The sequence below is a fragment of the Arthrobacter sp. UYEF3 genome (assembly GCF_040546245.1).
Taxonomy (GTDB): domain Bacteria; phylum Actinomycetota; class Actinomycetes; order Actinomycetales; family Micrococcaceae; genus Arthrobacter.
In genome coordinates, this window is sequence record NZ_JBEPNK010000001.1 from 39,569 (window position 1) to 58,927 (window position 19,359).

At 61.1% G+C, this 19,359-nt stretch carries 12 protein-coding genes; 6 read left to right on the forward strand and 6 right to left on the reverse strand.

Annotation, left to right across the window (positions count from 1 at the left end; genetic code table 11):
* Nucleotides 1-8 precede the first annotated feature (8 nt).
* A complete protein-coding gene (locus tag ABIB14_RS00155) occupies nucleotides 9-1,247 on the reverse strand; it encodes a polysaccharide biosynthesis protein (RefSeq protein ID WP_354233215.1) in 1,239 nt (412 codons plus the stop codon).
* A 96-nt stretch (nucleotides 1,248-1,343) separates the two neighbouring features.
* On the opposite strand from ABIB14_RS00155, the gene ABIB14_RS00160 reads away from it, so the two are divergent.
* From ABIB14_RS00160 to ABIB14_RS00180, 5 genes are all read left to right on the forward strand, one after another.
* A complete protein-coding gene (locus tag ABIB14_RS00160) occupies nucleotides 1,344-2,099 on the forward strand; it encodes a glycosyltransferase (protein ID WP_354233217.1) in 756 nt (251 codons plus the stop codon).
* Nucleotides 2,100-2,144: 45 nt separating this feature from the next.
* Nucleotides 2,145-3,143 (forward strand): dTDP-glucose 4,6-dehydratase, encoded by a 999-nt coding sequence (gene rfbB, locus ABIB14_RS00165; protein ID WP_354233218.1) that lies wholly within the window; start codon nucleotides 2,145-2,147, stop codon nucleotides 3,141-3,143.
* Between the two features lie 3 nt (nucleotides 3,144-3,146).
* Nucleotides 3,147-4,646, forward strand: a complete 1,500-nt coding sequence (locus tag ABIB14_RS00170) for a sugar nucleotide-binding protein (protein WP_354233220.1) — start codon at nucleotides 3,147-3,149, stop codon at nucleotides 4,644-4,646.
* A 79-nt stretch (nucleotides 4,647-4,725) separates the two neighbouring features.
* Nucleotides 4,726-6,645, forward strand: coding sequence for a hypothetical protein (locus ABIB14_RS00175; protein WP_354233221.1), 1,920 nt, complete (start codon nucleotides 4,726-4,728; stop codon nucleotides 6,643-6,645).
* Nucleotides 6,646-7,295: 650 nt separating this feature from the next.
* Nucleotides 7,296-7,757 (forward strand): IS110 family transposase, encoded by a 462-nt coding sequence (locus ABIB14_RS00180; protein WP_354233223.1) that lies wholly within the window; start codon nucleotides 7,296-7,298, stop codon nucleotides 7,755-7,757.
* 9 nt (nucleotides 7,758-7,766) lie between these two features.
* On the opposite strand, the gene ABIB14_RS00185 is transcribed toward ABIB14_RS00180, so the two are convergent.
* Nucleotides 7,767-10,028 (reverse strand): putative transposase, encoded by a 2,262-nt coding sequence (locus ABIB14_RS00185; RefSeq protein WP_354233225.1) that lies wholly within the window; start codon nucleotides 10,026-10,028, stop codon nucleotides 7,767-7,769.
* 489 nt (nucleotides 10,029-10,517) lie between these two features.
* Between ABIB14_RS00185 and ABIB14_RS00190 the strand changes: the two genes are divergently transcribed.
* Entirely contained in the window at nucleotides 10,518-11,867 is a 1,350-nt protein-coding gene (locus ABIB14_RS00190; RefSeq protein ID WP_354233226.1) for an IS110 family RNA-guided transposase, read from the forward strand.
* A gap of 243 nt (nucleotides 11,868-12,110) precedes the next feature.
* On the opposite strand, the gene ABIB14_RS00195 is transcribed toward ABIB14_RS00190, so the two are convergent.
* The 4 genes from ABIB14_RS00195 to ABIB14_RS00210 all read right to left on the reverse strand — a co-directional run bounded on the left by ABIB14_RS00195 (nucleotide 12,111) and on the right by ABIB14_RS00210 (nucleotide 18,799).
* Nucleotides 12,111-13,403 (reverse strand): ISL3 family transposase, encoded by a 1,293-nt coding sequence (locus tag ABIB14_RS00195; RefSeq protein WP_354233228.1) that lies wholly within the window; start codon nucleotides 13,401-13,403, stop codon nucleotides 12,111-12,113.
* 281 nt (nucleotides 13,404-13,684) lie between these two features.
* Complete coding sequence (locus ABIB14_RS00200; protein WP_354233230.1) at nucleotides 13,685-15,346, reverse strand: DUF2142 domain-containing protein; 1,662 nt, start codon at nucleotides 15,344-15,346, stop codon at nucleotides 13,685-13,687.
* Nucleotides 15,343-16,419, reverse strand: a complete 1,077-nt coding sequence (locus tag ABIB14_RS00205; protein WP_354233232.1) for a substrate-binding domain-containing protein — start codon at nucleotides 16,417-16,419, stop codon at nucleotides 15,343-15,345. The genes ABIB14_RS00200 and ABIB14_RS00205 overlap by 4 nt, the downstream gene beginning before the upstream one ends.
* A 283-nt stretch (nucleotides 16,420-16,702) precedes the next feature.
* Nucleotides 16,703-18,799 (reverse strand): lysozyme, encoded by a 2,097-nt coding sequence (locus ABIB14_RS00210; RefSeq protein ID WP_354233234.1) that lies wholly within the window; start codon nucleotides 18,797-18,799, stop codon nucleotides 16,703-16,705.
* Between the last annotated feature and the right edge of the window lie 560 nt (nucleotides 18,800-19,359).

Consider the following 19,359-nt stretch of genomic DNA (forward strand, 5'->3'; position numbering starts at 1 on the left):
TGCTGATCCTACCTATCTACTGTTGAGGGGCGGGCGGTCGCAGGTATGAGCCGTAGTGCGGGGGGCAGTAGTCCCACGAAAAGCAGCGCTTCACTCACGGCCATTCCCAGTGCGACCGCCGGAACGTTGGACATAATGCCCGACAGAATCATGAGCAGTACGCCTACGGCCGCAGATATCCCGGTCCACAACAGCACCGTCTTCTGACGGCGTGCGGGAATCAGGATGTTTCGAATGAGCGGCGTTGACGCCGAGAGAAAGAAGAAGGAAGCGCCATAGTAGGCACAGGTCAGCATTTCTGCTCGCACCGCCTCACCGAACATGACGCCGGACACCCAGGGTCCGAACAGTCCCAAGAAGGCACCTCCTGCTAACCCGAGGATCGCATGCGCGGTCAGGGCGGTGACGTGCCGGCGCCGCGGGTCCGCGGAGTCGTGTTCCAGCGTCCAGCCCTGAAAGGTGTTGCCGAGGGCCACAACACTGAAGAGACCGAGCCGGTAAATGGCGTCCGCGGAGGCCAGCCCCGCGGTGGCAGCGGCGGTCGGAATTGTCGCGGTCGCAATCGGTACCGGCGAGGAAGCATACGCGCTGCCCGTGAGGTTGATGCCGGCAGTGCCTGCATGGGGAAGGATTTCCCGGATCACGTGCCTCGGATTCTTCGGCATCCAAGTTTTTGGTTCGCCAAACCTTAGCTGGAAAGCCCTCATGGCCAAAACGGTGGTCAGTAAGGAAACGACGCCGTAGGTCCAGACCTGCCCGGTGGCCACAATGAGAGGTGCGCTGATGACCGCCGCGAAAAAACGCGGCAGAGTGTCGTAGACGGCAAGGATCCGGGGCTGACCGGTACCGATGCCGTACCAAGCCGGCGAGAAACCGGTTAGGGCAGTCGCCCAGGCCATGGTGACAGCGTCAAGGCGGAAGCCCTCGTGGGCCACGACGAGAACGATCGCCGTCATCAGTGGCAAGACCACCACAGCAATCACCACACGCGTACGGACGCTGCTGGCGTACAGAGCTGCCCGTGCAGCGGGTGCGCCGGACCGGGCGATCTCTACCGGGCCAGAGATATTCCAGCTCCAAAGAATGATGGTCGCTGCAAAAACACCAATGGCTTGGCCGGATGTGATGCTGGACCAGCCCGCGGCACCTACCACCCGCGCGACTATGGGCAGGAGGAGGAATGGAAGGACCAGCGCCAGCAGCGGCAGCAGGGTGAAGCCTGCCAGCCGGAGCAGTACGGGTCTCATGCGGTGAACGGTCCTATTGCTGGAGGGCTTGACCTAACGATGATACGCGATCGCCTGGCTCCATCCCCTGCGCCATTGTCACTTAGAGTGGATTGCATGAACGATGTGTCGGCGCCCGGCGGGCGGAAAATCCGGGCGAGCGTGTGCATGGCGACCTATAGGGGGGCCCCCTTCGTAGAGGAGCAGATCGCGTCTATTCTCGCGGAACTAGGCGCAGACGACGAACTGGTCATCGTGGACGACGCTTCACCCGACGAGACCGCCGGCGTCATCGACAGGATCAGGGACGGCCGCGTCCGCCTCGTCCGCGCACCTATAAATAGGGGCTACGTCCGTACCTTCGAGGAGGCGGTCGGGCTAAGCCGGGGGGAGTACATTTTCCTTTCCGACCAGGACGACGTCTGGATTCCCGGACGTCTCGAACTCATGCTCGCGGCGCTCGCGGAATCCCAAGTGGTTGCGAGCAATTTCGACGTGCTCGACGGCGGTCCCCGGCCCTGGATTCCGCGATTGCGTTCACGGGACTCCGGCCGGCGTCTGGCGAACCTTTGGGGCATCCTGATTGGTTACCGGGCCTACTACGGCTGCGGAATGGCGTTTCGACGGGAGGCTGCGCGCTATTTCACGCCCATTCCGTCGTATGTTCGAGAGTCCCACGACCTTTGGCTGGCCATATGTGGGAACATTGTCGGTTCCGTCACGCATCTCGATCAATCCACCATTTACCGGCGCCTCCACGACGAAAACCAGACGCCGGCGGGCTGGCGCTCGCTCCCCAGGATACTGTCGGCGCGTGTCATGTTGCTGCGACTGATGCTGGAAGCTTTTCGTAGATTCCGCTCGCGGCCATGAACCCGTGATTCTGAGGTAGCGGTGGGGTTTCGGTAGGCTGGGAGCATGCAGAAACTCCTCGTTACCGGCGGCGCCGGCTTCATTGGTTCGAACTTTGTCCACTACGTGATGTCCCATACTGACCGCGACGTCACGGTCCTCGACAAACTTACCTATGCGGGAAACCTCGAATCACTCAAGGGGCTGCCGGGAGATCGCTTTGAATTCGTTCGGGGTGACATCGCAGACGCCGCCCTCGTCGACGCACTGGTGCACGATCACGACGTCGTGGTCCACTACGCCGCGGAATCGCATAACGATAACTCGCTGCACGACCCGCGCCCGTTCCTGGATACGAACATCATCGGCACTTACACCCTGATCGAGGCAGCGCGGAAGCACAACAAGCGCTTTCACCACATCTCCACCGACGAGGTATACGGCGACCTGGAGTTGGACGATCCGGAACGGTTCACCGAGAGCACTCCTTACAATCCGTCGAGCCCTTACTCGTCCACCAAGGCCGGCTCGGACCTGCTGGTCCGTGCCTGGGTGCGGTCGTTCGGGCTGCAGGCGACCATCAGCAACTGCTCGAACAACTACGGCCCGTACCAGCACGTGGAGAAGTTCATACCGCGCCAGATCACCAACGTCATCGACGGGATCCGCCCTAAGCTCTACGGCCAGGGCGAGAACGTCCGCGACTGGATCCACGCCAACGACCACTCCTCTGCCGTGCTCGCCATCATCGACAAGGGCCGGATCGGGGAGACGTACCTGATTGGTGCTGATGGCGAGAAAAACAACAAGGATGTCGTCGAACAGATCCTCAAGCACATGGGCCAGGCGCCGGACGCCTACGACCATGTCGTGGACCGGCCCGGCCACGACCTGCGCTACGCCATCGACTCCGCGAAGCTTCGCAGCGAACTCGGCTGGGAGCCGCAGTTCTCCAACTTCGACGCCGGGATCGAGGACACCATCGCTTGGTACCGGAATAACGAGGACTGGTGGCGTCCCCAGAAGGCGGCGACCGAAGCGAAATATAACGAACAGGGCCAGTAGATCATGTCGATCGAGTTCTCGAAGAAGCTCACCCCAAACGAAACCCAGATTCCTGGCGTCGTCCTCTACGACCTCCCGGTGCACGGGGACAATCGAGGCTGGTTCAAGGAGAACTGGCAGCGCGAGAAGATGGTGGCCCTGGGCCTGCCGGATTTCCGGCCGGTCCAGAACAACATTTCCTTCAACGAGAAGGCCGGAACCACCCGGGGCATCCACGCCGAACCGTGGGACAAGTTCATTTCCGTGGCGACCGGCAGGATTTTTGGTGCCTGGGTGGACCTGCGCGAGGGCCCCACATTTGGAGCGGTTTTCACCGCTGAGCTGGATCCCTCCCAAGCCATTTTCATTCCGCGTGGCGTGGGCAACGCCTTCCAGACCTTGGAGGACAACACCGCCTACACCTACCTGGTCACCGACCACTGGTCCGCCGAAGCGCAGGGCCAGTACACGTTCCTGAATCTGGCCGACGAGACAGCCGCCATCGCCTGGCCCATACCGCTGGAGCAGGCCGAACTCTCGGACAAGGACAAGGCACACCCACGGCTGGCCGACGTGACTCCGATGCCGCCGAAGAAGACCCTCGTCCTGGGCGCTGACGGCCAGCTCGGGAAGGCGCTTCGGAAACTGTACGACGGCGATGCTTCCGTCGAGTTCGCCGGCCGGAGTGACTTTGACCTCAGCAACGAGGACGCATTGGTTGCCCGCAACTGGAAGAACTATTCCGCTATCATCAACGCCGCAGCCTACACAGCGGTGGACACGGCTGAAACCCCGGAGGGGCGCCGGACGGCGTGGGCGATCAACGTCACCGCCGTTGCACGCCTGGCCAAGGTGGCCGCGGCCCACGGTGTCACCCTGGTCCACATCTCCAGTGACTACGTCTTCGATGGCACCGAGGCGCTACATGACGAGGACGAACCCGTATCCCCGCTGGGCGTCTACGGCCAGACAAAAGCCGCCGGCGATGCCGTCGTTTCCGTGGTTCCCCGGCACTACATCGTGCGCACCAGTTGGGTGATTGGAGACGGAAACAACTTTGTCCGCACCATGGCCTCCCTCGCAGCGCGTGGGATTGCCCCCAGCGTGGTCAACGACCAGATCGGCCGGCTCAGTTTCACTGAAGACATTGCCGCCGGCATCAAACACCTGCTGGACTCTGGCGCCGATTACGGGGTCTATAACCTCACAAACGACGGAGATCCGCAGTCGTGGGCCCACATTGCGGCCGACGTATACGAACTAGCCGGACAGCAGCGCTCGTCGGTCACCGGAGTGAGCACGACCGAATATTTCAGGGGGAAATCTGCAGCCCCGAGGCCCCACAACAGCCAATTGGACCTTTCCAAGATTCGTTCGGTGGGCTTTACGCCCCCTCTCGCATCGGATCGGATTATCGGCTATATGCGTTCCCACGGTGTCGCTGGCGCGGGGCTGCCGGTCACTGAACCCGCGAACCAATCACATCAGGCGAACGATTTGAACATTGACTTGGCCAGTGAATAGCGTCATAGAGCTGTTCACCGACTTAAGGCCGAGACTAGTCAGAGCCTCACCGACGGATTTTAACTTGATCCGAGCGTTCTTGGCATTCTCACTGACATTCGTTGCCATAATCGTCCTGCGTCAGTCGGGTTACTTGGTTGGCAAACCCGCTCTTGTACTGGCCGCTGTGGTAGTGGTCATAGCTCCTACATCGTCGGTGCTAGCGCGGCGTCTATTCTTGAATCTCTTAATCTCCATGGGTCTCTTACCGCTTACTTGGTGGATACGTGAAGACTTAATCGGGATCGACCATGGCAGTCTCGTTCTTGCCATTACTGCCGGCACTGTAGCTGGCTGGATATTTGCGCGACCGTTTGAAGGGCAGCGATGGCGCAGGCTATTACCTAAGGTGCGGGGCATTGATTTATTACCCGTTGCCGGCGCAGCCCTCTCGGCGGGTTCGTTATGGACGATGCTGAGGGTATCCAGGCCTGAAGACGCTTTGTCGCTCTTTTTGACTCGCTGGGACTATCAATCGCACTTTAACATCTACGAAATGCTTCGGATGCACGGTGCCGTCATTCCGATTATTCCCCGCCAGAGCCCCGGCATGGGATGGGGATTTGCTGAATATCCTCAGGGGTTTCACGCGCTCGTTGCCACTATTGCCGAGATCCGCGGACCACGGCTCTCGACGCTGGATCTGGAGCTCGTTTCGTTCATGCAATTGCAGGCGTTCGTCGCCGTTCTGACGATAACCATGCTGCTCGCCGGACTCTGTGCCATCAACCAGGTCCGCAAAAGGGCAATCGTGCTGGCTCCTTTCCTTGGGGTTACCGCGGCAGTCTGGATTTATGGCCCAGGGAGTATTCCCATGTATGAGGGTTTCGCGAACTTCTACCTTGCGTGCGGTATGGCGGTCGCCGCTGCCATGGTCTTGTTTATTTTCTCTCGAAAGATGCCGGTTATCGGTATGACCGCGATTTCGGCAGCATTGGTCGGCGTATTTAATAACTGGTTTGTCCTTGCGACATTGTTTGCAATTCCCTTGGCGTTTTTCTTTTGGCGGAAGTTGGCCGGAATTGGACGCCTTGGTCGTCGAGGGCGACTCGTTGCTGGAAGTTGGTCGGCCGTGACCGCCGTGGGCTGCATATTACCCTTGATCCAAGCCGGACCAATTATTGCTCAATCGTCTGCTGTGGTCAATGCACTCGGCGGCATTGCGCCGCCCGACCTTGGATTGGCCATTGCCTCAATCTCGGCGGTTATGTTTTTTGGGATTTGTAATGTGGGACGTCATCCTAATTTTGCGGTCCGGCGCGACCGGGCTATTTCATCACAGCTAGCTCTTGGGCTTGTATTTCCTGTGTTTTTGAGCATCTGCCTGGCAGTTTCCCAGATTCAACAGAATGGTCAAATTGCCTACTACTTTTACAAGTACGTCATAGCTATCATGCTATTTGCGTGGCCTGCTGCGACCGTTGCCTTTGCCACTCTGCTGCCGTCTAGGGCTGAGGCATTTCTGCGGAGACCCCCCGCGCGCTTTAAAATTGCGCTAGGGCTGTTGGCGGCCTCTGCAACGCAGATTTTTGGTTTCTCAGTGACAGGTCTGGAGGATATTGGTCTCGCGCCGACAGCGTCACCGGTTGTTCAAATGTTGCAACAGCGGAAGCACCTTGAGATTACGCCTGACAACGTACGGAGGCTACTAGACAGCGCCAAGATGGTGCAGCCGGCGGATACGGTCTATATTGCGTCTTCGAAATCTCTTGACCCCATCCTTGCTGCTCGCTGGCAGTGGGGCATGCGGGGTACGGCCACTCAGAAGACCACCGACATGTCCAGTTACCTAGCGAGACTCCACAAAGTGCCGTCCGAAGATGCCAGCGTGGTCGTTGAACTCCTTCGAGCGAATGAAGGTACCACGGCGCTGGTTGACCAAGAGCTGTATGAGGAACTAACTCCTCTCATGACAAAGAAGGGGATCGATGGCCGCATCATTCCCGTGGTCAGCCCGTAGTCGGAAGACGAGGCTGATCGACTTCTAGTAACTCTGAGCGGCGGACGCACGGTACTCTAGCGGTTGTTCAGCTCGGGACAATCGCGAGGCCTCCTTTGGTTCTTCCGTGCGGGAGTCCGCGCGCGGGGTTGCCTGTTGCCGCACGTCACTACCTCCGGGAAGAGCGATTCGTTGCCTCATCTGAAAACCTCCGGCTGTCGTGGTGGTTCCAGCGTTCTTTCACGGCGGGTTTGACGGCTTGTATCCCTTAGGTACCCCCTGTTGAGGTTGGGTGGTCGTCGTTTACGGTGGCCTTGGGAGGGGCCGGGGTGGTTCCGGTTTTCGGCTGGGCGTCATGGCTCGTGAAAGAGATCGTCGCCCCCGGCCTGTATTCCAAGCAGACCCGATTGAGGGAATTGGTGGCCGGAAGGCAACGGTGCATAGCACCGGGTTTCGTCCGGGTGGGCACCGGATGACTTACAAGCGCGGGAGCTGTATCCGACGCTTCCTCAGCAGTTCCGGGCGTGTGAGGGAGGTCGCCGCCGGCGCTCGAATTAGAGGCACGACGGTTCTCCCCAAGGTTGGGAAGCCCGGCCTGGTGACTCCGGCTGGTGGACCGGTAACGACGGGTTGTCCCATCGCACGTATTCGATGCGAGGAGGAGAACCATCATGCAGAATCAGAATAAACCCGCTGAGATCGTCCAGGCAGTGGCAGGTATCGACGCTGCCATCACAGCACGGCACCATATCGCGATGCGCGAGTTTTTCGATGACGGAACAGAACACCTGAGCCGTTTCACGGTCGACCCTACACTGGCCGGACTGGAGGGACTCTCACAGCGGCTGGCCGCAGTTCCGGCACCTGTGACAGCTGTCGTGGAGCCAACATCCATGACCTGGCTGGCGCTGGCCCTCGCTGTCGAACGGGCCGGCGGCCAGATGGAAATGATCGGCGCCCGCCACTCGTCACGGCTGCGCGGAGCCATCATGGGCAAGAACAAATCCGACGTCATCGACTCCGAAGTACTCACCCACGCCGGGGAGATCTTCGACCCGCCACCGCTGGTGCTGGCGTCCCCGGGCCAGCTGGCACTGCGCCGGGCCGTGGTACGCCGGGCCCAGGGCTCTTGACATGGCGATTTATTCGGTGAGTGACGGTTTCCTGTTTTTGACCTCGTAGCGCAGGACGAGGTCGGTGCCGGGATACCGGGTTTGGGTGTTGGTGAGGTGTTGGTAGAGTTCGGCGATCGCGGCCGTGGCCCGCTGGGTCGGGAACGGGTCGAGGCGGATGGTCAGGTAGCCGGGCTGTGTGGGGTCGATGTCGCCGCTGCCGGTGAGGGCCTGCCGGACAAGGGTGTGTGCTTCCTCTGCGGCGCGGGCGTAGCCGGTGTTCGTCCGTGCTTCCCTGTCGAGGGTGGTGGCGGTGTTGAACGCGGCCATCCGGACCGCATGGGAGAGCAGTTTCGTCTCGGTGTCCAGGACCTGCTGGCCCGGGGCGAGATCGCCCAGCCGCACCCGGGCAGGGATCCCCTGGTGCGATGCTTCCGCCGCCTCCAAGGCTGTTTCAGCGTCCCAGAGCGGCGCGGTGGCCGTGTTGTGGGCGGCACTGGTGACCGTCACCTCGTTGGAACCTGGCAGGGGGGTCCGGGCTGCCAGCAGTGCCGCGTCCGTCTCGGCCTTCGCCTGGGCATGGCGGGCCCGGGCGGCCAGCACCTGCTGGTACGCCTTCTTCTTAGCCGGGTTCGGCACCGACCTCTCCGCATCGTCATCGGTGGAGGCGTAGGCGTCGTGGGAATCAAGGGCGAAATGCATGCGCGCGTACCGGAAGTAGTTCTCCTGCCGCCACCGGGACCCCATCCGGTAAATGAGCTCCCCGGCCGGCAAGCTCTCGGTGGTGGTGAGGATGTGGATCTGCCGTGACCCGCCACCGCGGGTGGGCACGATCCGGCTGATCTGCCGCATCTGGAAGACCTCACCGGTTCCACCCAAGGGCAGGTCCACGAGGGTGTCGGCCGCGGTCCAGGACCGTGCCTTCCCGTGCCCGACCGTGTGGGCGGCCGTGTTGAAAAGGTGTTCGTCAATGTCGGTGGTGGCGCCTTTGCGCCAAGTCAGCACGTCAAAGCCGGCCCCGGACATGTGTTTGAAGAGGGCCGGGGACCAGCCTCCCCGGTCAAAGCCCACCAGCACCCGCCGGTCATCCCCGACGATCGTCCGCAGGGACGGCAGGAGGCGGCGCAGTTCCCCGGTCAGGGCGGCCCCGGGTTCGGCCAGGACCACCAGCACGGGAGCGCCGGCCGCATCGGCGACCCAGGTCTCTTCCGTGGCCGGGACCGGGAACTTCAATCTCGTTGAGTGGACCTTGCCGATCTTCTTACGTCCCTGGTAGGCGCGCACATGTCCGTCAACATAAAGCACCGCCGCCAAACCATCCTCACCGCTGCCACCGGCGCCGGTGCTGGTGCCGAGGTGTTTGATGGCCATGGCCGTGATGAGCTCGGCGGCTTTCCCGGTCCCGGCCAGATGGGTGAGTTTGCGGCGGATCGTTTTTACTTCAGGTGCCCGGTCCAGCCCGAGCACCCGCCCCAGCGCTTCCGGGTCCAAGCGGGTGGCGCCCTCGGCCCGGGGTTCACCGGCCAGGGCCCGGAAAACAGCATCCAGCAGAAGGGAGTCCAGGCCGTAGAACCCGTCCGGCAACGCACCGAAGGTTGCCCGTGAACAGGCCAGCAAACCGGTGGTTTCCAGGGCCGGCAGCGCCAGGAACAACCCGGCCAGCGGCACCCTGGCTGCCGGGGCAAAGGCCGGGGCCGCGCACTCCAGCAGACCGGCCCGGGCGGCGGCGCGCTCCCCAGACCGATCCACCGGTGCCGGCAGGACAGGCAACACCGGCTGCGCCACCGTGACGGAGATGGTGCCCACGGTGCCTGCCGGTTCCGGTGTGCCTGGTTCGTTTCCGTCGCCGGCTTTCAGCCTCAGGGCCCGGCGGACGCTGAATTCGGAGACGCCCACGGCGGCACCCACCGCGCGCAGGGACAGGCCGCTGGCCCGCAGCGCGACGATCTCGGCCATGACCGTCCCGGTCAGCCTGCTGGGGCCTTTCGGACCCATTCTCTCCGGCGCCAAACCCGCGACGCCCTCGGCTGCCAGGAGTTGGCGCCACCGCCACAGCGTCACCGGCTCAATCCCGAAGGCCCCGGCGATCTCGGCCACGGAAGCGGCCTTGATCTCAGCCAGTTTCACGGCCGTGAACCGGCGCGTCACCGTGTCACGGGCATCCCAGGCATAGGCGAGTTCGCCGTGAATGAAGACCCGGCCGCCCTCACCGCCTTCAACCAGGGAAACGGCCAGGCCCACCAGCGCTGCACCGCCAATCATCGGGACCGGAAGGGGCAGTTGGGCAGTCATCACGCCCATCATCCCACCCCTCAACAGCGACCAATGTTATTTCACACATTTTATCGCAAACGGCGGGGGATTAACGGCTTGTATCTCTTAAGTACCCCCTGTTGAGGTGGGTGGTCGTCGTTTACGGTGGCCTTGGGAGGGGCCGGGGTGGTTCCGGTTTTCGGCTGGGCGTCATGGCTCTTGAAAGAGATCGTCGCCCCCGGCCTGTCTTCCAAGCAGACCCGATTGAGGGAATTGGTGGGCCGGAGAAGAACGGTGCGCAGCGCCGGTTTCGTCTCCGGGCAGGCACCGGATGACTTACAAGCGCGGGAGCTGTATCCGACGCTTCCTCAGCAGTTGCGGGCGTGTGAGGGAGATCGCCCCAGGCGTTCGAATTAGCGCATGAGGGTTCTCCCAGGGGTGGGATGCCCGGCCTGGTGACTTGGCTGGTGGACCGGCAACGACGGGTTGTCCCATCGCACGTATTCTATGCGAAAAGGGAGAACCATCATGCAGAATCAGGATAAACCCGCGGGACTCGTGCGGGCGGTGGCGGGTATCGACGCTGCCATCACGGCGCGGCACCATATCGCGGTGCGGGAGTTTTTCGACGATGGAACGGAGCATCTGAGCCGCTTCACGGTCGACCCGACACTGGCCGGGCTGGAGAGACTATCGCAGCGGCTGGCGGCAGTTCCGGCACCTGTGACAGCTGTCGTGGAACCGACCTCGATGACCTGGCTTGCGCTGGCCCTCGCTGTCGAGCGTGCCGGCGGTCAGATGGAAATGATCGGTGCCCGGCACTCCGCACGGCTGCGCGGGGCCATTATGGGGAAGAACAAGTCCGACGTCATCGACTCCGAAGTGCTCACGCACGTTGGGGAGATCTTCGCCCCGCCACCCCTTGTCCTTGCATCTCCGGGACAGCTGGCACTGCGGCGGGCCGTGGTCCGCCGGGCTGGCGCCGTCATTGACGGCAACCGGTACTGGCGGCGGTTGCTGTCGCTGGCGCGCTGGGCCTTTCCCGATGTGTGGACCGCTTTCGCCGGATCCGAATCAACAGCCCTCGCCGTGCTGGGCCGCTGGCCGCATCTGCGTTCCCTGGCATCGGCGCGCGCCGCCACACTGACAGCGGTGGTGGCAGCGCACACCCGGGACGTCGCAGACACCCCTGCCCGTGCCGCCGCGATCAAGACGGCAGCCCGGGGGTGGGCGGACTTCTGGGACGGTCACCTGGACCTGGACGCACTGGCCGTCGACGTCACCGAACACCTGACCGACCTGCAGGAATCCCGAGCCAGGGTCGAGCGTTTCACCGCACATGCGCGCCAGTGGTGGGAACATCTCTACGGCGATGACCCGCTAATACTCTCCCTGCCGGGCGTGGGCCCGGCAACCGGTCCCTGCATCCGCGCCTACTTCGGCGACGGATCAGGGTTCGACAGCGCCAAGAAGGCAGCCAACTACGTCGGGATCACCCCCTCAAACTGGTCCTCCGGGACGATGAACCAGCCCCGCCGGGCCATCAGCAAGGAAGGGCCTGCACCGTTGCGCCTGGCCTTCTACCAGGCCGGCAGCGTCGCTCGGACCATGGACCCGCAGCTGGCCGCGTTCTATCACCGGCTCATGACCGAACACGGACACTGCCACACCCAGGCCACCATAGCGGTCGCCAGGAAGCTGGCCGAACGGACCTGGAAAACTCTCATCACCGGGCAAATGTATGAGATCCGCGACGTCGAAGGGCAGCCAGTCACCAAGCGGGTCGCGAAGGAACTCATCGCTCCCGCTACACAGTCACCACCAAACAGCGCAGCCAATCCCGGTCCCACACGGTTGAAGCGAAACGGGCACGCCTGACACGTTAGACAACGCCCGATAACGTTTGGCGACCGAGCCGCCAGAGCACCCCAGCCCCCCTCCACCAGCCCTGGGCCGCCACCAGCCGACACCCGGCTTTCCCGAAGGACGGCACCACCGCCACCGGCAAAGCACCGGCGACGGTGCACTCAGCGTGCCTGGCCGTCCAGAGCCAAAAAAGGGTTGACAAAGCGTTAGGGAATCTCTCCGCGGTTCATGGGGAAATGGATTCCCGGATGAGTGTCATGCCGCCGTCCGGACGGCACTTCTCATGAGAATAACCGATTTGTAATTGCCGGGGTTCCGGTAGCCCCGTGCGGTTCGTTTGATGTGCTTGATGCCGGTGTTGTTTGCCTCGACCTTGCCTGTTGTAGCGCCGGTGACGATCAGGACTTCGATCTCGTTCCACCACCTGCAGACTGTGCGGTAGAGCTTGTTCGTCTCCGGCCGTCCAGCTGCTTCAACCAGGATCTTGAGTTCCTCTTTCGCGACGGCGGCGTCGGCCAGGGAGTCGGTGCGCAGGAGCGCCCTGAGCTGCTCCTTGACCTTCCACACAGCTTGGAGCTTGCCGGTCTGGTCGTCAGCGGCGAAGACCTCAGCCAGCCGGTGGGCTGCAGTATCGGAGAGCGTGTCGCCGGCGCGCAGGAGCAGCATCCGGTGCGCCCAGGCCTTGTCGACGCCACGGCCGCGGCGTCCTTTGACCTGCTGGGACAGATTTTGCCGGGCCTCTGTCATGGCCTGGTTGGCCAGCGAGACCAGGTGGAAGTGATCGACCGCGACAGCGGTGCGCGGCAGCCACATCCGCAACGCCTTCCTGAACGCCGCGGACGGGTCGATCGCCACGACCTGCACGCCCAGCCGCCAGGCCAGCGGCCGGGCGAACAGCCATTCACCGACGCCCTTGTGGTCCCGCCCGTCGACCACGCCCAGGACCTGGCCGGTGTCCAGGTCCACGATGGTTGTCATCCAGGGCTCGAACCGTGTCCAGGTCTTTGATTCCGGGTCCTGGAAGTAGCGCACGGACCGGAACCGGTGTTCGTCGATGCCCAGCATTCGGGGGCTGAGCTTGTCCACGTCGGGCAACTGCAGCACGCAGGCTTCGTTGACGGCAGCACGGACCATCCACCACGACACGGCGAAGCCGGCCGCGGTCTCCGAGAAGGCACGGCCCGAACGGATGACCGCGTCCACGAGCTGGTCCCGGAGCCGGCCGGTGGAGCGGGCACGGCGCGGTACCTGTGTCGTGGATTCAAAGAAGGACAGCCTCTCGCAGGCGGGTTCCTCGCAATACCAGCGGTACTTGGACCAGAAGACGTCCACCGTCCCGGCGACAGGGATGTCCCGGAGTCGTTGGAAGCGGCGTTCCTTCCGGCGGGTGGCAATCACCCCGCAGCTCGGACAGCCCGGTGGCTGGTCGGTTTCGACAATGACCTGCCGGCGGCCGCCGGTAGTGAAGGTGGTGGAGACGACGCGGTAGTCGGGCAGGTTGAAGAGGATGGTGGCAGCGTCAACTGCCGCCCCGGTAGGCTCGTTCAAGGCTCGTGGTCCTGTTCCAGGTTGAATGCTTAGACACACTCATCCCAGCAGGGCCACGGGCCCTCTTGTCTTCAACGACACGAACTCAATTCCCCACGAACCACCAAGAGCCGGATTAACAGGCCTGGAGCCACGAAACCACTGGAAAACCAAGGAACCTACCCAGCGATCCGGCGCTCATGTCCAGAGCCCTGGGACCAGATCTCCGGACCCTCACAGATCAATAGTGAAGGGCCGATAATAGGACGTGGGGGATTGAGGCCTCGGACAATTTTGACATCTTAAGTTCGTGCTATTCGAGTTCGAATCTTGGCTCGAAGCCTGGGGATCGCTGGTATTAAATCCTGCGTGGGAAAAATATAAGTGAATAGACGCGAAGCTGATAAGAGAAGGGTGACGGCGAAGAGCACACTCAAGACTTCCCACGACAATGGAGGCTGCCAGGATGGAACTGTGAACATTGTCTGCCAATTGCCAAAGTCCGTTAGCCCGACGACATACCGGCGAAGAACTGTGAGGAAGCCATATAGATGCGCAACGCACATTGCTAATATAAGAATGCGACCCAGGGTCCGCTGCGAAGGGCTGCGACTGTCCAGTGCCTTACCTCTTAGTGCTAGGCCAGTAGAAATCATCGCTATCATGAAAATTGGGAGGCTGTATCGTCCCTGCCAAATATAGCCGCTTGTGTTGACAATTGCAGCCTGAACGAGAGCCGGAACAATGACCAGCATCGCTAGCGCAGCCCAGAATCCAAACTGCGCGCGATATGGTCGAACGGTAAACACCAGCAACGACAAACCGACAAACAGCATATTCCAAAACATAATTACACCCTGTGGCATCGGCGCATCGAGCCATCCAGCAACGCCGATATATTGGCTGACGTAATCAAAAGAACGGTCGATCATCGTAAGAAATGCGTTGTAGGGTCGAACTTCACCGTTAAAGTTTGAAATGCCGAGAGGAGCGTCCCCTGCGGAGGCAGGCGCTGTGAGCATCAGAAAACTCCAGGCGACTCCGAGCGATACGCCGATTGCAGTAATCCCGCTGACGAACAACACGAGCTTGTTCCGAAAAATCGCTGCTATATCCGCTCTCTTGAAGAAGAGTAGTGCTGCGACTCCGCCGCAAAGCAGCCAAAGCGGGGATATGTTTCTAGTGTTAGCGAGAGTGATGGCGGCGACGCCGACGGTTAAAATTCCCGGTCGTGCCCTATGCAATTGTTTGGAGTTTTCAAGAATGGAAACAAGCCCGCAGAAAGCAGCCATGGAAGCCGAGACCTCTATCGAATTTGGATTGATGCCACTCGCCAGGAACATGACCATGGGAGTGGTAGCTACGGTAGCCGCAATGATGGGCCACTTTGGGTTTCGGAGGCGTGAAAGTGCTGTGAATCCAGCAGCATACGCGGCGGCCGAGAGCAGGCCGCTGACGATTCTCATGGCGTATATCGCCGGCGCCCCGGAAATAAAGAGGCTGGGAAGTCCCACAATCCAGTAGTAGACAGGGTTGTAGAGGCCAGCGGAGGTTACACCAATTGTAGGTAGCGTGTCCCCCATCGGGATGGCCGGCGCGCAGTTTGCCGTCTTGTCCTTAAGGAACGCGAAACACATCTGGGATTGAATGTTTGCGATGTAAGACGGTACTTGAACATGGACGCCGTGACCGTAGGATTCACCAGGCGCCGGAAAGAATTGCCCGCGGGCGACTGCTGCCGCCTTCACTGTGTGCGCAGGTTCGTCTGGGTAAGCCATCAGCGGTGTGGCGAGAATCCACAGAGTAACTAGCGCGGAGATGAACGCGAAGACTCGTACGAAGAAACTTAGGCCAGCCCGTGTGTCGGGCGACAGTGCGACCTCCCCTAGTTTGAAGATTCTCGAACCTGTCGAAGACCTTCTCGGAATTGGCGAATCTTGGGGATCTACCTGGGTGATGATCAACCTGCTGCCTCAATCTCTTTGATCCTCTGTGCTGACTTCCGGAGAGCAACTTCGCTCGGCGAACCAACGTTTCCAAAGTAATTGGAAGCTATCTGTCCGTCAGCTCCGAGGACATACAATGCCCAAGACTTAACGAGGGTGGTCAGCTGTTGACTCGGGTAGGTGCTGCAGAAAGCCTGGAAATTAACGAGCCCGAGTGGGTAACCTCGCTCGCTGTGAGCGGGAAGCGTGAATTCGACGCCGGTCGCCCCTTCGGAGGTCAAACCCTCTCTGGCCGCTAACGCAATTGAGTCCTTGGATTGGCGTATGAAGTCGCCACCGAAGGACAAGAGGGCAGTGTCGAATCTATTGCCTATTGAAGCAACATCCATGAAGGCAATTGCCCCAGCTGTTTCATTCAACTTTGACGGAAGATCCCTGTATTTCTTAACCTCGAGCCCGGTTCTCGGGACACTCCAGACGGGTACATCTCCCACGAGCCACTTCTGGCTCGAGCTCAAATACTTCGTTGCCGCTAAAGTCAGGGCCGAAGACTCGGTTGCCACGATTGGGACTATGTCTGCAGAAGGGAGGCGGGTATTCGGGTTGATGGAGACTATTGCATCGTCGTCCCATCGGTTAATGTTGCCCGAAAAGATTTCGGCGAGTACTGCAGGAGAAAGCTTTAGGCCTGTGACACTTGGCAGATTGAAGGCTACACCCAGGGAAGTAACAGAGACGGGGACGGAGAATGCCCCGGCAGGCCCGCACCTAGCTTGGGTTTGGGTCTGATCTTGAGGCGAAATAGGGGAGTCAGTGGCGGCAAAGTAGGCCTGGCCCGTTGCAAGGGCCGTGATGCCGACCCGGGAGCCGTCGGGCGAATAATTGAGAGACGTCGCGGTGTTGGTCTTCCGCCATGCGTTGCTCCAAGCATCGATGGCGTCGCTCTGCACCGGACTCCCTACGGCAGTGAGTGCGCCGCGAATTTCGTTGCCAGAGGTGCCGTTGGAGCAGCTTGTGGTGGCCAAGCCAACCAGCAGGAGACTGGCGATTGCTCCGCATAGGGACCGAGGTTGCAAGGAGAATCCTTTCACTCCATGTTCAAGCAGTTCTTTTACACCCTAACGGCTCCGCCCAGCCGGGATGGGAGGGCCTCTCATTGGGCTGCATGCCTTGTTTCCACCGGAGCAGTTGAAGGCGTCACTTAGCCCCGGCCGACGTGCTTTGGCACGACGGCCGGAGTCGGCGTCTTGAGTGCGGGCCTCAACCCTCGTCAGAATCGTGACCAGGAACGGATGGCTCCCAGACGACCCTACAGGGCGTTCGCGGGCCCGGACCTGCCAGCTATTTATATCACCCGTGGTTGAGCGAGTGGGACTAGTAGGACAATGTCTTGCAACCAAGCAGGGGGTTGCCAGGGCCAAACTCGGCGATGCCGATTCCATAGGCGCAGACGGTGTATGGTCCGCGCTGGGTCAGGGGAGTGAACGTGGAATACCCGTGGTTTCCGCCGATTCCGAATGCCTTGTTGACGTCTGGCCTCGAACGGTCGGCCGCGAAGGCATAGCCCGTGCGGTTTCCATCTGGAGAGGTCACATAGATGTGTACGGGATTTGAAGCCGCTGGAATTGCCGGATCAAAGGTCCAGCCGTCCACGGCAATGCTTGCTTGTCCATTCAGGGACTGGATTCTGGCGCTGTCAACATATCCTAGGGGCGCTGGAGTCTGGGAAACCGTGACTGCGGTGCACCCAAGAGTGGTATTGCCCGCGGATAGGGGGGCGACGGGGATCGCGTATGCGCACACCGAGTAGGTCCCCGTTCGGACGACATCGATCTGTACGTTGAATCCATGATCTCCGATGGTCCCAATGGCCTGGTTGACATCGGGGCGCGGTTTATCAGCGGCGAAGGCGTACCCAAAATTTGATCCATCAGGCGAACGAACATAAATGTGAACGGGCGTGCTCGCTGCTGGTGCCGTTCGATCCAAGGTCCACCCGGTCACTTGAAGTCGTGCGGCCCCGGGCGTTTGGACCACGCTGAGGGTGTCATAGGAGCCCGTCGGGGCCGGGTTTGATTCGACTGTGAATTGTTTGCAACCCAAGGCGGTGTTCGAGTATTGCCCGATTGCGTAAAGACAAGCCGAATAGGTCCCCGCTTGGGCAATTGCGATCTGGCTGTCGAAGCCATATGCAACCGATGCGTTGACATCTGCTCGCGCCTTGTTGGCAGTTAGTCGGTAACCCGTTGTTTTGCCGTCCGGGCCAGTGACATAGGCGTCGGCCCAAGTGGCTGATGCCGCATTAGCCTGGTCTATTGCCCAGCCGGAAAGCCGCAACGAGACGTTGCTGGATGTCCTCACCTGCCCAAGGACATCAAACGAGCCAACGGGGGGTTCGACGCCGAACGCTTGGAAAGTTTTGCACTCGAGTAATGTGTTGTCAAACCTTCCAATCGCGTATGCGCAGGCCTTATACGTTCCGGATTTCGTGATCCTTATCGAATTATCAAAGCCGTGGGAAGATCCGAAGCCTAGGGCTTGATTAACGTCGAGACGGTACTTGTCGGATGGGAATGCATAGCCCGTGGTCACGTTCGAAGGGTCAGTCACATAGACGTGCACTTGACTGGAAACCTGAGGCTGTGAAAGATCGACGGCCCACCCACGGACGCGCAAAGACACCTCGCTACCGCTTCGTACCTGCGAGAGTTCGTCGAAGGACCCAGTTGGGAGCCGCACTCCCGCGAAGCGCTGAAGTGAGGCGTAGTCGCCGTTCCAGACATTTGAATCGCCGGTGTACGGACCCGACTCGCTGTATTGCCAGATGCCATAGCTGGACCAGCTGGCAGGAATCGGCCCGGCGCTATTCGAGGCCGAGCTCGGGTAGGAGGCCAGCCAGAGAGGGTTGTCGCCGAAGCCGAGGGGATTTCCGACACAGTCGCTCCACCAGTAGTTGCCGGTGTATATAACAGGCAGCCTGCCCGTCATTGCCTGCATGGTGTTGCTGAAGTCCCTCGCCCAGGCCGTGAGTGCAGCCGGGGACATGTCATAGCAAGTGTTGCCCTGGTAATATCCACCGATGGTTTGCCCTGCGTAAGGATTGCCCTCGAAGTCGAGAACCGGCGGCAGCGTGTATCCATCGCCAGTCCAGCCCCCACCGCTCTGCACAAAGATCCTGGCCTGGTCGGCGCCGGAGGATGCCGAGGGGTTTGCGTAGTGGTAGGCGCCGCGCATCATTCCGACGCTCCGTGACCCGCCATACTGGGCGCCGAAGAGGGGATTCTTGTAGTAGTTTCCCTCGGTCGCCTTGACGTAGGCAAATCTGGCACCCATGGTCCACTGCTGCTGCCAGTCGACACCGGGCTGGTAGGCGCTGACATCGAGGCCTTGCACACCGAACGTCGGCGTCCAAGTGCCCTGCGTTATCAGAGCTCTGGCAGCCCCCGTGCTTGCGGACAAGCCCTGTCCCATTTCTGCTCCACCCCCAACCGTGGCCGCGGCCATTGCCTCGCGATAGCCTAGTGCGGCTTGGGGCGGGACGGGGGCTGACGGCGGCACAGGGGCGGCCACAGCGCTTTGCGGCGTTGCCGGTGGCGCCGGTGCGGGGACCGTTGGCGACGCGCTAGGGGGCGTGGGTGAGACCGGCGAGCCGGTCGCGGATGGTGCGGCCAGCGAAGGCTCAAGGGCAGCCGCCGGTGCAGTAAAGCCGAGCCCGGTCAGAAGCGTTGCAGCCAGTAGTGCGGTGCCAATTCGGTGGCCGCGATGGAACTTCAGGTTAGCTTGGGTCCGCTTCATTTCCACTCCGGAACAATGACGCCAACTACACGGCGTCCATGGATCTCAGGACCGGATCGAGCTCCAAGGAGTGGCCCAGCTGAGAGAATGTCTGACTTGTCGCGCTCACCGTAGCATTGCTGGAGGCCTGAAACCAGAGTTGCAGATGTTGCAGGTGTGAACATTGTTGTAACGGATACCCGACGATTTCCACCTCTGTCCGGGTGGATCCTTGTTCGGTCGCTGGTACGCACTGC